This window comes from Paraburkholderia sp. SEWSISQ10-3 4, from assembly GCF_030464785.1.
Lineage (GTDB): Bacteria > Pseudomonadota > Gammaproteobacteria > Burkholderiales > Burkholderiaceae > Paraburkholderia > Paraburkholderia aspalathi.
Map to the genome: position 1 here is coordinate 117,380 of NZ_JALPRI010000003.1, position 14,718 is coordinate 132,097.

Annotated in this window: 13 protein-coding genes; 12 read left to right on the top strand and 1 reads right to left on the bottom strand. The window is 61.3% G+C overall.

Annotated elements, in window-relative coordinates; genetic code table 11:
* Nucleotides 1-21 precede the first annotated feature (21 nt).
* The 8 genes from M0D68_RS09070 to M0D68_RS09105 all read left to right on the top strand — a co-directional run bounded on the left by M0D68_RS09070 (nucleotide 22) and on the right by M0D68_RS09105 (nucleotide 8,639).
* Nucleotides 22-1,458: an amidohydrolase gene (locus M0D68_RS09070; RefSeq protein ID WP_200618517.1), complete on the top strand. Its 1,437-nt coding sequence runs from the start codon at nucleotides 22-24 to the stop codon at nucleotides 1,456-1,458.
* A 36-nt stretch (nucleotides 1,459-1,494) separates the two neighbouring features.
* A complete protein-coding gene (locus M0D68_RS09075) occupies nucleotides 1,495-2,283 on the top strand; it encodes an alpha/beta fold hydrolase (RefSeq protein ID WP_200618516.1) in 789 nt (262 codons plus the stop codon).
* A gap of 103 nt (nucleotides 2,284-2,386) precedes the next feature.
* Nucleotides 2,387-2,638 carry a DUF4148 domain-containing protein gene (locus M0D68_RS09080; RefSeq protein WP_167378475.1) on the top strand — a complete coding sequence of 84 codons (252 nt, stop codon included), beginning with the start codon at nucleotides 2,387-2,389 and terminating at the stop codon, nucleotides 2,636-2,638.
* Between the two features lie 240 nt (nucleotides 2,639-2,878).
* Nucleotides 2,879-4,489: an ATP-dependent acyl-CoA ligase gene (locus M0D68_RS09085; RefSeq protein ID WP_266224247.1), complete on the top strand. Its 1,611-nt coding sequence runs from the start codon at nucleotides 2,879-2,881 to the stop codon at nucleotides 4,487-4,489.
* Nucleotides 4,490-4,615: 126 nt separating this feature from the next.
* Nucleotides 4,616-5,941, top strand: coding sequence for an MFS transporter (locus tag M0D68_RS09090; RefSeq protein WP_301711888.1), 1,326 nt, complete (start codon nucleotides 4,616-4,618; stop codon nucleotides 5,939-5,941).
* Between the two features lie 14 nt (nucleotides 5,942-5,955).
* On the top strand, nucleotides 5,956-7,122 hold the full coding sequence (locus M0D68_RS09095; RefSeq protein WP_266224211.1) for a thiolase family protein: 1,167 nt from the start codon (nucleotides 5,956-5,958) through the stop codon (nucleotides 7,120-7,122).
* Complete coding sequence (locus M0D68_RS09100) at nucleotides 7,119-7,421, top strand: Zn-ribbon domain-containing OB-fold protein (protein WP_200618513.1); 303 nt, start codon at nucleotides 7,119-7,121, stop codon at nucleotides 7,419-7,421. The genes M0D68_RS09095 and M0D68_RS09100 overlap by 4 nt, the downstream gene beginning before the upstream one ends.
* Before the next feature lie 96 nt (nucleotides 7,422-7,517).
* Nucleotides 7,518-8,639, top strand: coding sequence for a porin (locus tag M0D68_RS09105; protein WP_266224212.1), 1,122 nt, complete (start codon nucleotides 7,518-7,520; stop codon nucleotides 8,637-8,639).
* Between the two features lie 203 nt (nucleotides 8,640-8,842).
* Here the strand turns inward: M0D68_RS09105 and M0D68_RS09110 are convergent, their stop codons facing one another.
* Nucleotides 8,843-9,016, bottom strand: coding sequence for a hypothetical protein (locus M0D68_RS09110; protein WP_200618512.1), 174 nt, complete (start codon nucleotides 9,014-9,016; stop codon nucleotides 8,843-8,845).
* Between the two features lies 1 nt (nucleotide 9,017).
* Here M0D68_RS09110 and M0D68_RS09115 point away from each other — a divergent pair, with 1 nt between their 5' ends.
* The 4 genes from M0D68_RS09115 (at nucleotide 9,018) to M0D68_RS09130 (ending at nucleotide 14,712) form a co-directional block, all read left to right on the top strand.
* Nucleotides 9,018-9,926: a LysR family transcriptional regulator gene (locus M0D68_RS09115; RefSeq protein WP_093641477.1), complete on the top strand. Its 909-nt coding sequence runs from the start codon at nucleotides 9,018-9,020 to the stop codon at nucleotides 9,924-9,926.
* Nucleotides 9,927-10,135: 209 nt separating this feature from the next.
* Nucleotides 10,136-12,346 (top strand): indolepyruvate ferredoxin oxidoreductase subunit alpha, encoded by a 2,211-nt coding sequence (locus tag M0D68_RS09120; RefSeq protein WP_200618511.1) that lies wholly within the window; start codon nucleotides 10,136-10,138, stop codon nucleotides 12,344-12,346.
* 16 nt (nucleotides 12,347-12,362) lie between these two features.
* Entirely contained in the window at nucleotides 12,363-13,862 is a 1,500-nt protein-coding gene (locus tag M0D68_RS09125) for an indolepyruvate oxidoreductase subunit beta family protein (protein WP_093641471.1), read from the top strand.
* A gap of 70 nt (nucleotides 13,863-13,932) precedes the next feature.
* Nucleotides 13,933-14,712, top strand: a complete 780-nt coding sequence (locus tag M0D68_RS09130; RefSeq protein WP_093641468.1) for a cyclase family protein — start codon at nucleotides 13,933-13,935, stop codon at nucleotides 14,710-14,712.
* Nucleotides 14,713-14,718: the final 6 nt, after the last annotated feature.

A 14,718-nucleotide genomic window follows, 5' to 3' on the forward strand; every position in this document is an offset into this window, starting at 1 on the left:
TCCTGAGAGAATGGAGGCTATGTGGAGCACGCAGCACAGGTGAAGCGTCTCGTCGAGGCAAAGCAGCAGCGATACGTTGAGCTGGCAAATGAAATCTGGTCGTACGCCGAGATGCGCTACAGCGAATATCGCTCTGCCGAACTGCACGCGGCGCTACTTGAAGAAGAAGGGTTTCGCGTGACGCGTGGCGTGGCCGGACTGCCGACGGCGTTTGTGGCGGAGGCGGGCAGCGGCGGCCCGCTGGTCGGATTTCTGGGCGAGTACGATGCTTTGGCCGGGCTGAGCCAGGAAAGCGGCGCGCTGGTCTGCGTACCGGCCGCTGACGGCGTCAACACCAATGGGCACGGCTGCGGCCATCACCTGCTCGGCGCGGGCGCACATCTCGCGGCAGTTGCCGCGAGAGACTATTTTGCTGCCAACAATATCGACGCCACGGTCAGGTTCTACGGTTGCCCCGCCGAAGAAGCTGCTGCCGGCAAGACCTTTATGGCGCGCGCCGGATTGTTCGACGACCTCGACGTCGCGTTGAGCTGGCATCCCTCGGTAGCGAATTCGGTGTTCATGAACGCCACGCTCGCGAACGTACAGGCGTATTTCCGCTTTCACGGCAAGGCCGCGCACGCGGCTCTCGCGCCGCATCTTGGGCGCAGCGCGCTGGACGCCGCAGAACTGATGAACATCGGTGTCAACTATCTGCGCGAGCACATGCCGGATCAGGCACGTGTACATTTCGCTTACATCAATTCCGGTGGCATTTCGACCAACGTGGTGCCGGTACTCGCCGAACTGCTTTATACGGTGCGCGCACCGCGCAGCGAAGAAGCGCGGGATCTGTTCGAGCGTGTCAAACAGATCGCGGCCGGTGCCGCATTGATGACCGGCACGCGTCTCGAGATCGTTTTCGACAAGGCGTGCTCGAACGTGCTGCATAACGACACGCTCGATCAGGTTCTCGACCGGAACATGCGGGCGCTCGGCGGCTTCGACGTCAGCGATCGCGACGTCGAATTCGCGAGGCAGATTCAGCAGACCATTTCGTCTGATGATTTCGAGAACAGCGCTCGTCACTTCGCGGCGGCGCTGCGTGACCCGCGTCCGATCGTTACGGACATCCAGCCGTATCGTGCCGACATGGCGCGCCCGGTGACAGGCTCGACCGATGTTGGCGATGTCACCTGGGTCGTTCCGACCACGCAATGCCTGACGTCCTGCTTCGCATGGGGAACAGGTTTTCATTCGTGGCAAATGGTCTCGCAGGGCAAGGCGACGCTGGCTCACCGAGGCATGTTGCTGGCCGCGCAGACACTGGCTGCCACGGCCGTCGATCTGGTCGGCCAACCGGATGTGCTGCGCGCAGCAAAAGTGGAGCTTGACGAAAAGCGCGGGCGCAAGCCTTATGATTGCCCGATTCCGCCGGAAGTCTTGCCCCCGCCGGCGCGTACCCAAGCGACCGCCTGAACACCGCAGGCCCGGCATATCGACCCAGGATCATCCGTGCGCACTCTCAAGCTTTCCGGGCAAAGCGGGACGCTGCGATTCCATGACATTCCAGGGGTAGGCACGCCGCTAGTGTTTATCCACGGACTTGGCTGCGCGTCCTCGTGCGACTACCCGCAAGTGATCTCGGATCCGGCATTGACGAGGCGGCGCAGCATTCTGGTCGATTTGCTGGGATCCGGGTATAGCGACCGGCCTGAGTGCTTCGGATATCGTGTCGAAGACCATGCTCGAATCGTCGTCGAACTCATTCGGAGTCTCGACACAGACGTCGATCTCTTCGGTCACAGCATGGGTGGGGCGGTCGCGATCGTTGCGGCTACGATGGCGCCTCGCCGGGTACGCCGTCTGGTTCTCGCAGAGCCGAATCTTGACGCGGGCGGAGGATTGTTCAGTCGCGAGATTGCGGCCTACTCTGAATCTGACTATTGGTTGTACGGCCACGCGCAAACGGTCGCGACCGCGTCGAGAGAGGGCGATCCCGTTTGGGCGGGCGCTCTCGCGATCTCCTGTTCCAGAGCAGTCCATCGTGCGGCGACATCGTTGGTAGAAGGCGATTCAGTGGCGTGGCGTGAATTGCTGTTGCGGCTGGAAATGCCGCGTTCAGTGATTTTCGGCGAGCGCTCGCTGCCGCATCCCGACGCGGTTAGCTTATCGAGGATGGGTATCGTGGTCAGTATCGTGCAGAACGCGGGGCACTTCATGATGCGGGACAATCCGGCGGGCCTGGCGTTTGCCATCAATGAGGGCTTGTCTGCCGGGGATTCGGACGATCCTTGCGAATAGCTTTCGAGAGTTTGACGCATTTCTGTCGTTGCAGATTCGCACCTATACTTGGCTGAGCGAGGCTGACGCAACCTCCTTTAGCGCCTCGCCAGGAGTGTGGATCATGAACATGCCTCGGATTGTGGTGTCGGTTGCCGCTGCGCTGGTTCTTCTCCCTGGGGGCGCGTTCGCGCAAACATCGAGCGATAGCGCTGTGGCCCGGACGAAGGTGACGCAGGAACTCAGGGAACTGGTCGCGATTGGATATCAGCCCGACGCAGTACGGTATGACTATCCAAACGACCTCATTGCCGCAGAAAAGCGTCTCGACGCCAAACGCGCAACCCGGGGTATTTCCACCGTTCCAGCGCAGTAGTGGGAATACAGGGTTCGGCACGCATGCGGTGCTTTTGGCGATTCTTTATAAGGATTACAGATTGAATTGGCGAGCTGGAAAATCGGACTTTAATCTGATCGGTTGGACGAGCTGAGCGTGCCACCCAAAATCCGCCAGATTGATAGCGAGAGCAAAATTGATGAATTTGACACATGTCCGTCGCGAAACCTAGACTCGCCTGCATACATTTCAGGCGGGGACGACATGGGCAACATCCACATGCCAGCTGCGATTTGCAGCCAGGCGCCGGGGAGTAACACCGCGAGACTTACCCTGCCGGAAATGCTGGCTGCTCGTGCAGCCCGAAACCCGCACGCACCGCTTTTCTCTGATCGCTCGACGCAATGGACCGGCGCCGAGGCACTCGATATCGCTACGCGCCGTGCAGGTTCGCTGGCCGCTCAAGGCGTGGGACGCGGTGACCGTGTGGCGCTGCTTTGCACGAATCGCAGCGAGTTCATGGAAATCATTCTGGGCTGCGCGTGGCTCGGCGCGATCGCAGTTCCGATCAATACGGCTTCGCGCGGCTTGCAACTCGAACACATTCTGCGCAACTCTGGCGCACGGCTGGTCGTTGCCGAAACTCATCTCGTCGACGCCGTTTACGCACTCGATCCCGGCGACCTGGCAGTCGAATCTGTATGGCTGATTGGGCAAGAGCCGACCGCAGCGCCGGCATACAGCGTTCGGTCTGTGCCGTTGCCGCTGCGGAGTGAACCGGTCGCAGCCGCAGAGCTTGCCGATAGCGATCCGCTCGCGATTTTGTACACGTCGGGGACGTCGGGATTGTCAAAGGGCGTGATCTGTTCGCACGCGCAGTTTTATTGGTGGGGCAGGCACACGGCAGATTATCTCGGCGTCACGGCCGGCGATGTGCTCTATACGTGCCTGCCACTCTTCCATACGAATGCACTGAACTTCTTCTTTCAGGCGCTCACGTGCGATGCCGAGCTTGTCGTCGATCGTCGCTTTTCAGCGAGCGGTTTCTTCGACGCGCTCGTTGAGACCAAAGCGACCATCACATCCGTGCTGGGTGCGATGGTGCCGATTCTGCTCAGCCGCGCCGTGTCGCCGAACGAACGCGCACATAGGGTGCGCATTGCGCTAGCGCCGGGCGTGCCGGGCCAGTTCCAGCATGAGTTCAACGAGCGTTGTGGAATTGCATTGCTGGACGGTTACGGTTCGACGGAAACGAACTTTGTGATCGGCGCCCACATCGGCGCACAGCGTCCCGGCTTCATGGGCAAACTTACGGAGGGTTTCGATGCGCGCGTCGTCGACGAGCACGACCATCCTGTCCCGGACGGCGAGGCTGGCGAGCTGATTGTCCGGGCGGACGAGCCATGCGCGCTCGCGAGTGGCTACTTCGGCATGCCGGAGAAGACAGTCGAAGCGTGGCGCAATCTGTGGTTTCACACCGGGGATCGCGTGGTACGCGAAGCAGACGGCTACTACCGTTTCATCGACCGGCAGAAGGACGCGATCCGGCGGCGTGGTGAGAACATTTCGTCCTATGAAGTTGAGCAGGCTCTGCTGAGCCATCCATCGGTTGAAATCGCCGCGGTATTCGCTGTGCGCTCCGAACTCGCCGAAGATGAAGTGATGGCCTCACTCGTGCTGTGCGATAACGCGACGCTGGAGCCACTGGACCTGATCCAGTACTGCGAGCCACGTCTGCCGTACTTCGCCGTGCCGCGCTTTCTTGACTTCGTGCGCGAGCTGCCGAGAACGGAAAACGGCAAGATCCAGAAATACAAACTGCGCGAGGCCGGTGTGACAGAGAGCACGTGGGACCTCGAAAAATCCGGCTACCGGCTCAAGCGTTCCTAGCGGCATAGCCTGGCGAGCTACTCATCTGCACCATCAGCCTGGCGCGTTCACGCTCAGCCGTTTCGCAGTCGATAAGTCGTCGCACCAGCCCAATATCGTGCCGCGCTGCGGCATACCGGAGGCAGTATGGCAAGCACGCAAACCTTTCCCACGCCTGACGTACAAGCCGTCAGCGGTGGGATCGATCAGAAGTCGTTGCGGCGCATAGTCATGGCGTCGGTCGCAGGCAACGCGCTCGAATGGTATGACTTCTTTCTCTACAGTACTGCGGCCGCGCTGGTGTTCGGCGAACTGTTTTTTCCGAAAGGCACCGACCCGTTGATCGGAACGCTTGCCGCGTTCGCAGGCTTTGCCGTCGGTTTTGCCGCGCGGCCGTTCGGCGGCGTACTGTTCGGCCACATCGGCGATCGCTACGGACGCAAGGGCGCTCTCGTGTGGACGCTATCGATCATGGGCGGCGCGACGTTTTTGATCGGCCTGTTGCCGACCTATGCCCAGGCCGGGCTGTGGGCGCCGGCGCTCCTTCTCGTGCTGCGCGTGCTGCAAGGTGTCGCGTCAGGCGGTGAATGGGGCGGTGGTGTATTGATGATCAGCGAGTCGGCGCCGCCAGAAAAGCGCGGCATGTACGCCTCCTGGAGCCAGATCGGTGTGGGCGGCGGCTTTGTGTTGTCGGCCGCGGTTTTCTTTCTCGTGCAAAAGCTGCCACACGACACGTTCATGAGCTGGGGCTGGCGCGTGCCGTTTCTGCTATCGATTGTGATCTTCGGTGTCGGCGTCTACATCCGCTCGAGGTTGCCGGAAAGCACTGAATTCGCGAAGGCAGCGGCGGCGGGCAAGACGACGCACACGCCCGTGCTCGAAGCGATCCGCCGCCACCCGAAGGAGTTGCTGATCGCAATGGGCCTGCGCGTGGCCGAGAACGGCGGCTCTTATATCTTCCTTGCTTTCTCACTTGTGTATGGGAAGTTCATCGGCGTGCCGAGTACGGTCATGCTCGCGGGGGTGATGGTGTCGATGACCGTCGAGCTGGGCATGATGCTGGTGTGGGGTCGGTTATCCGATCGCATCGGCCGCAAGCCCGTGTACATGATCGGCGCGGTGGGGCTAATCGTCATTGCGCTGCCGTTCTTCTGGCTAATCGACACGAAGGTGCCGGGGCTCATCTGGCTCGCTTTCCTGCTGGCCAATGGCGTGTGTCATGGTGCGATGATCGGGACCCAGCCGAGCCTGATGGGCGAACTGTTCAGCACGGAGGTCCGTTATTCAGGCATGGCGCTGGGCCACGAGATCGCCTCCGTATTCGCGGGCGGCCTCTCGCCGCTCGTGGCCACCGCGCTGCTTGCGAAGTACCACGCCGCGTGGCCGGTCGCGCTGATGCTCATGGCGATGGGTGCGATAACCGTCGTGGCGCTTCTCTGTGCGCGGGAAACAGCGCAACGCTCCGCACGCTAAAGGGGAGATCGATCATGCAGTCACGCGACCATGCCGGGGTATTGCTTTGCGGCGGGGTGGAAGTTCCCTATCGCCGCCAGGCGCCGGAAGGCACGACAGGCGATCTGCTCGCGGAGGCGTTCTCCGCGGCGCTGGCGCAATCAGGCTTTGCCGCCCATGAAGTAGACGGGCTGGGAGTGGCATCGTTCACCCTTGCTCCGGATCACGCGATCGACGTTGCCTGGCGCCTTGGGCTCTCGCCACGCTGGTGCATGGACGACTGTCACGGCGGCGCCAGCGCAATCAACCTGCTGCAACATGCAGTGCGCGCGATCCAGTGCGGCGACGCCAACGTGATCGTGCTCGTATCGGGGGATCGCTTCGAGCCGGCAGATTTCAAGCAACTCGTCGACCATTACAATCTGACGACGCGCACCTGGCTGCGGCCCCTCGAAAGCGGTGGGCCGAACGCGCTGTTCGCGCTGATGACGCAGTTGCATGCGCAACGCTATGGTCTGTCGCGCGCGGATTACGGCGCGCTGTGCGTTGCGCAGCGGGCGTGGGCATCGCGCAACCCGCAAGCCGTCTATCGTGCGCCGCTGACCGTCGAGGCGTATCTGGATGCGCCGCTTATAGCTGAACCGCTAGGACGCTTCGACTGCGTGCCGGTCGTCAGCGGCGCGAACGCGATCGTTATCGCGCGAGCCGACCTCGCGAAGCACGACCGGCACGTCGCGGTGCGTGCGCTGCGCTGCAGCTATAACCCCGATCACCAGATGGGCGATGGATTGCAGACGTCGCTTGCCGCACTTGCACCGACTCTGTGGCGCGACGCAGGCATGACGCCCGCCGACATGGATCTCGTGTCCGTGTACGACGATTATCCGGTGATGGTGCTCGTTCAATTGGCGGACCTCGGCTTCGCGCCGGACGGCGACATGCGTGCGCTGATCGCGCGCATTGCGTCGGAAGAATTGCCGGTCAATACGTCGGGTGGACAACTTTCGGCAGGGCAGGCGGGCGCGGCTGGTGGAATGCACGGGCTTGTCGAAGCCGTGACGCAGTTGCGCGGCGAGGCCGGCGAGCGTCAGGTAGCGGGTGCCCGGCGGGCGCTCGTCAGCGGCTACGGCATGGTCGAGTATCGCTACGGTATGTGCGCGAATGCGGTGGTGCTTGAAGCTTTCGATCGAGGTGCGCAATGAGCATAAAAGTTTTCCGCTGTATGCACTGCGGCACCACGCTATTTCCGGCTCGCTACCTGTGCCCGTCTTGTGGGGGCGCCGAGTGGTCGGCGCTCGACGCAGAGGGCGGCACCGTGAAGGCGGCGACCGCCGTCCGGCATCGAGTGGGCGCGGATAACAGCGCTGACATCCACCTGGCGAGCGTTGCCACAGAAGCGGGACCGATTGTCATCGCGCGTCTCGACTCTCCTGTGGAAACCGGCGATGCAGTCAGTCTCGCGCTGGATGCACAACACCGGATCGTTGCCCGACGCGGTTGACATGCCGCCGCGCGGCCGCTTTCGCGAGGCGGCGCGGCGTTACTAGCCGTTCAGTTACACCACCCTAAAAAACGCTCACCGGGAATTGGAGAATTCATGAAAAAGCTGCTTGCCTGTTCATTCGGTATCCTATCAATTTGTCAGGTGGCGCATGCGCAGAGCAGCGTCACCATCTACGGCATCATTGACGATGGTCTCACCTGGTCCAGCAACCAGGGCGGGCACAGCGCGTGGCAAATGCAAGGCAGTATCTCGCAAGGCAATCGGTGGGGGATGAAAGGCGTCGAGGACCTCGGCGGCGGCACTTCCGCGCTGTTCCGGCTGGAGAACGGCTTTAACGTCAACAACGGCGCGCTCAGCCAGGGCGGGCGCGAGTTCGGCCGCCTCGCTTACGTGGGGCTGTCGAACGACCGTTACGGTACGCTGACGCTCGGTCGCCAGGGTGAGGCGATTGGCGACTATATCGGCGCGCTGTCGGCTAACGGAACCTTGCCCGGCGGGATACTGTTCCCGCATCCGGGGGATCTCGACAACAACGGCATCGATTTTCGTCTGCAAAACGCGGTTAAGTACGTGTCGCCGACCTTCGCGGGTCTCACAGGTGTCGGCATCTACAGTTTCGGCGGCGCGCCGGGCAACTTCGCCAGCAACAGCGCGAAGTCGTTTGCACTGCAATACGCGACCGGCAATCTCCAGCTCGTCGGCGCGTATACGTCGATCGATCATCCGGCTACGGCAGTGCCGGACGGCGTCTGGACAGCCGGAAACACAGTGGACGGCAACTACGGTCTCGCGGCGGGCAGCTACAAGGTGTTCGGTGTCGCGGCGTCCTATGCGATGGGACCCGCGCGCATCACGGCGGACTGGACCCACACACAGTTCGGCAATCTCGACCCCAGTCTGGGTGCGAAGATCGGTGGGCACGTGACCTTCAACATCGCTGAAATCGTGGGCAGCTATATGATCACCCCCGCGTTGCAGCTCGGCGTCGCGTATAGCTATACCGAAGGCAGCGTGTCCGCAACCGGGCAAGCTCCGCACTACCACGAGGCGGACGCCAGCGCGGACTATTTCCTGTCGAAGTCGACCGATGTCTATGCGAGCGCGACTTACATGCGAGCGGGGGGCGGCGCGGTTGCCGATCTCGCTCCCGTGCTGGCGGCGTCGAGCTCGGCCAACCAGGTGGCATTGCGGCTTGGGATTCGAAAGAAATTCTGAGTTTCGGGCGGGACGGTATCCGCTCCAGCAGTAACCACGACCGAACGCATATTTTCGGTTGAATGAGCACGAAGCTGGCCTGCGCTTCCAGGTCAGCTCACAATGAAAAAGACAGCGCGACCAGAGCCACAACTCGTCAAGCGTCTGTTCGCAAACAGCGCTCTCGTCGCCCGATCATACGGCCCCACCATCAATTGACGCGTCTACAATAATGGCCTGCGCCGCCGTTCCGCATTGGCGTGGACGACGTGGGTCGGCGCGCTCCAGGCCGCTATTTTCATTTCAGACAGTTCCTGATCGGCGACCGCCCCATGCGTTTGCAAGAAGTACGGGCGTGTAATCGTCACGCCGGTGATCTTTAAGAGCAAGGAATCCATTGTGGTGGACTTCAACGACGTTGACCTGAACCTCCTGCGTGTCTTTCAGGCAATTCTGGAGGAGCGCAGCCTGACGCGTGCCGGGCAGCGGCTGGGTCTGTCACAGCCCGCGGTCAGTTACTCGCTCGGGAGGCTTCGGTCGCTCTTCGACGATCCGCTCTTTGTGCGCACCACCGGGGAGATGCTGCCCACCCCAACCGCGACGGAGCTGTCTGCACCTGTCAATCGGGCGATCTCTTCGCTACGTGAAGTATTCCGTCATGGCGACCGCTTTGACCCGGCTGCCAGCAGCCGGGAATTTCATCTCTCGATGTCCGACGTTGGCGAGCAGGTTTTTCTGCCAATCCTGTGCACCAAGCTTCAGCAAACCGCGCCGTTCGTCAGGCTCTCGGTGCAGCAGATTCCCATCGCTGACGCTGAAGAAAGGCTCAGGCTTGGGCAACTGGATTTTGCAGTCGGCAACATGCCGGCCCTCAAGCTGACGACGCAATACGCGCTGTTGTTTCATGAGCCTTATGTTTGCATGACGCGCAAGCGCACAGGCTTGCCTGCCAGACAGATCTCCCGTGAGAAATTTCTTTCCCTGTCGCACATTTCCGTTGGATCGAGCGAGAGCAGCCATCGCAACATAGAACACCTGCTGCAGGCGGAAGGTTTGCACCGGAGAATCGCGTTACGTGTGCCTCACTTCACGGTTGTCCCGCAGATCATCCGGCGCACGGATTGGATGGTCACGTTGCCGCTGCGGGTGGCACGCCTGTTCAACGAGCGAGGCGAGTTTGTTATCTATCCACTCCCAGTCCAGATCCCGGAAGTGGAAGTTACCGTGCATTGGCACGATGCATTCGAGTCGGAGGAGGGCAATCGCTGGCTCCGCTCGGTGATTATCGATAGCCTTCACGAAGATTGATAGCACACGGTCGTCATAAACGATTTTATGCACGGTTCGAATTTGATTGATTAGGCTGACTCTCCTTCGCCACCTATACTGGGCTGCATTGAAAGACGCACTTCGGTGTCGACTAATCCACGAGTCTGGATGAGTCCACACATGAAGGATTGGGCTGAAAGTCCTTGCGGGCATCTGCATTGCATAAATCTGGAAGGTAGAGAGACGCCATGGCTGAGCGGTCGTTTGTCGAAGAGGTGAAGAAGCTGCGTCTGGGTGCAGGCGAACTATTCAGCGGCGAGGGCATCCTGGCCGTGACCAAGGCGCTGCTGGAATCCGGAGTCGCGTACGTGGGCGGCTATCAGGGGGCGCCCATTTCACACCTGATGGACGTGCTGGCTGACGCGCAGGACATCCTCAGCGATCACGGCATCCGCTTCGAGAATAGTGCGAGCGAGGCCACGGCTGCCGCGTCGCTGGCCGCATCGGTCAACTATCCGTTGCGCGGGGCCGTGACGTTCAAGGCGACGGTTGGCACCAACGTCGCCTCTGACGCGCTTGCGAACCTGGCGTCGGGTGGCGTGACGGGCGGCGCGCTCATCATCGTTGGCGAAGACTACGGCGAAGGTTCATCGATCATGCAGGAGCGCAGTCACGCGTTCGCGATGAAGTCGCAGATCTGGCTGCTGGACCCGCGGCCGAACTTGCCTTGCATCGTGCAGGCGGTGAAAGACGGTTTTGATTTGTCGGAGGCGAGTCATACACCGGTCATGCTGCAACTGCGCATCCGCGCTTGCCATGTGCATGGCCAGTTCATTGCCTCGGACAATCGCCGCGCGGCGTTCTCGATCAAGGACGCACTCGAAAACCCGAGCCGCGATGTTAACCGTATCGTGCTGCCTCCCGCGAGTTTTATGCATGAACGCGAGAAAATTCATGAGCGCTGGCCGGCCGCGGTCAAGTTCATCGAAGAGCGGCAACTCAACGAGTTCTTCTCGGCGGACGCTGGCGAGATTGGCATCGCAATGCAGGGTGGCAGCTACAACACGGTTATGCGCGCGTTAGAACGCCTCGGCCTCGCTGACGTGTACGGCGATTCGGAAATCCCGCTGTACGTGATGAACGTTGCGTATCCGCTCATCGATTCCGAATGGGAGCGCTTTTGCGAAGGCAAGCGTGCCGTGCTGGTGATCGAAGAAGGCCAGCCGAATTTCGTCGAGCAGAATGCCAGTTCGATTCTGCGGCAGTGCGGTTCGACCGTGGCGTTGCACGGCAAGGACATGCTGCCGCTTGCTGGTGAGTACAACACTGCGACCGTGCTCAAGGGCTTGCGTGCATTCTTCGAGCGCTATGGCGTGCTCGAACCGCAACCTGTTCCCCGAAAAGTCATTCCGGTATTGGCCGTCTCTTCCACGCCTCTCGCGATGGCGGAGCCCGCTGAAGCGGTGGAAGCTGAGCTCACTCTGCTCGATCCCGTCGCGGCGCTCGAGGCTAATGTGCATGCGCGTCCACCCGGGTTCTGCACCGGCTGTCCGGAGCGCCCGATCTTTACGGCGATGAAGCTCGTCGAACGTGAACTCGGCGCGCATCATGTGAGCGCCGACATCGGTTGCCATCTGTTTTCGATTCTGCCTCCGTTTAACCTGGGCGCGACGACCATGGGCTATGGTCTCGGCAGCGCGAGTGCTTCCGCGCTCAACGCGAGCGCTGACAAGCGCGCGATCTCTGTGATGGGGGACGGCGGCTTCTGGCATAACGGGCTCACGAGCGGTATTGCGAACGCGGTGTTCAACAGGAGTGACAACCTGACGATCGTGGTCGACAACAGCTACACGTCGGCCACGGGCGGCCAGGACATTCTGTCGTCGACAGCACTCAATCCGACACGCAGCACCGGTCACGAGATAGAGCAGGCGGTACGCGGGGTCGGCGTGAAGTGGGTGAAGACGGTGCGTCGTACTTATGACCTGAAGACGATGATGGCGACGCTGAAGGAAGCGCTTACCACCAGCTCGAAAGGACCCAAGGTACTGATCGCGCAGAGCGAATGCATGCTGAACAAGCAGCGCCGTGAAAAACCGAAGACCCGCAAGGCGATTGCCGCGGGCGAGCGCGTAGTGCGCGAGCGCTTCGGTGTCGACTCTGACACCTGTACTGGCGACCACTCGTGCATCCGCTTATCCGGCTGTCCGTCGCTGTCGATCAAGCCGAATCCCGATCCGCTTCGTACCGATCCGGTTGCGAGCGTGCTTGACAGTTGCGTCGGTTGCGGGCTATGCGGTGAGGTATCGCATGCAGCTGTCTTGTGCCCCTCGTTCTATCGCGCGCAGATCGTCAGCAATCCGACGCGTGTCGACAAGCTGCGTCAACGAGTACGCAATGTGGTGATCGGCTGGCTGCAACGTCGTGATGCTCAGCGTCGCGCACGTCTCGCGTTCTGATTCAGGAAGGAAATAGATGAGCAACGCTCAGCCCATCAAGGTTGCCGTTCTCGCCATGGGTGGCGAAGGCGGTGGGGTGCTGGCCGACTGGATTGTCGATCTCGGCGAGCACAACGGTTACTACGCGCAGACCACGTCGGTGCCGGGCGTCGCGCAACGGACCGGTGCAACGATCTATTATGTCGAACTGTTCCCGCGCGAGTTGAACGACTCGAACAGCCGCGCGCCGGTACTTGCGCTGATGCCGTTGCCCGGAGACGTCGACGTCGTGCTCGCGTCTGAGCTTATGGAGGCTGGGCGCGCGGTGCAGCGTGGTCTCGTAACGGCGGACCGCACGACGCTGGTGACGTCCACGCACCGCGTCTATTCGATCGCTGAAAAGGCTGCAATGGGCGATGGCCGCGTGGACAGCGATACGTTGATCGCCCACGCGAAGCAGGCGGCAAAGCGCTTCGTCCGCTTCGACATGGCAGAGGCCGCCGAGACGACTGGCAGTGTGATCAGCGCGGTGCTGTTCGGCGCGCTGGCCGGAACGGGCGTGCTGCCCTTTAGCCGCAAGCAGTTCGAGGAAACGATCGAGCGTGGCGGTGTCGGTGTGAAGCCGAGTTTGCGCGCGTTCGACCTGGCCTATCTTCGCGGTGGGGCTGATGAAGCAACAGAAGGCGCGAAGGCCGAGGTTGTACCGCCGGCTGTGCCCAGCCATCCGGTGGCCGTGAAACTGCTCGCACGCGTGCTGGCCGAATTGCCGCCCGAGGCGCAGACCTTCGCGATCGAAGGGGTGCGTCGCCTGATCGACTACCAGGACTCCACTTACGCAGCGTTCTATCTGGATCGTCTCTCCGAACTGCGCCGTGCGCTGCCCGTCGACGACGCGACGCTGCTGCGCGAAACCGCGCGTTATCTCGCGCTGTGGATGTCGTACGAAGACACCATCCGTGTCGCTGACCTCAAGACGCGCGGCTCGCGCTTCGAACGGGTGCGCGGCGAAGTGCGCGCCGGGGAGAATCAGCTGCTCGCGATCAACGAGTTCATGCACCCGCGTATCGAGGAAATCTGCGAAACGCTGCCGGCTGCGCTTGGCCGTTGGCTCACCCGGCCGCATTGGGTACATCGTTTGGTGCGACGGTTTGCACGGTCGGGACGCGTCGTGACAACGAGTTCGTTGCGCGGCTATCTGACGCTGTATGCGGTTTCGCGTCTGCGCGGCATGCGCCGCAGCACGCTACGCTACCAGCTGGAGAACGCGCGCATTGAAGATTGGCTGGAGCGAATCATCGAGACAGCGAAGCTGAATCCGGCGCTCGCCATCGAGGTCGCGCAGTGCCAGCGTCTCGTGAAGGGCTACAGCGACACGCACGCGCGCGGCCTGAAGAACTACCAGACGGTGATGGCGGCGGTCGTCAAGGCGGGCGCGAGAATTGCGCCTGCCACGCTGCGCGAATTGCGCGACGCCGCTCTCGCCGATGAACACGGCAACCGGCTGCGTGAAACGCTGCGCCGGTACGCTCTTGCATAAGTGCGACTGGAACGAGCGAAGTGCTTGCTCCGTATGCGTGTAATAGCTTCTCAGCCAAGGAGATTAACCGATGCATTCCGCTCTTAGTGAACTAGCTTCCGGCCTTGCTCGTGGAGATGTGCGAGTGGTCGACCTCACGCAGATACTGTCACCGGAGTTTCCCGCGCTTCAACTCCCTCCGCAGTTCGGGCAGGTGTGGGCGTTCAAGATGGAAACGATCAGCCACTATGACGAGAAGGGGCCGGGCTGGTACTGGAACAATTTCTCCTGTGGCGAGCATACGGGAACGCATTTCGATGCGCCTGTGCACTGGGTAACTGGAAAGGATCATCCGCATAACTCGGTCGATACGATCGATGCACACAACTTCGTGGCGCCGGCGGTCGTAGTCGATGCGAGCGCGGAGGTCGCTGGGAATTCGGACTGGCTGCTGACTTCCGACTATCTCAGGAGGTGGGAAGAGCAACACGGCCGGATACCTGCGGGCGCGTGGGTTCTATTCCGTACCGACTGGTCAAAGCGTACCGATCCGGCTGAATTTCTAAGTCTGAGAGACGATGGGGCGCACACGCCGGGTCCAACGCAGGAAGCGGTGGAGTGGATGATTCACGAACGCGACGTTCATGGTTTTGGCGTGGAGACAATCAACACCGACGCGGGGCAGGCTTATGCCTGGCCAATCCCTTACCCGTGCCATACGTTAATGCACGGCGCAAATCGCTACGGTCTTCAATGCTTGACCAACCTCGATCTTCTGCCGCCGGTCGGCGCGATCATCGTTTCGGCTCCGCTTAAGATTAAGGATGGCTCAGGCAGTCCGCTTCGAGTACTTGCTTTGGTGGCGAGTTAGGTTGAT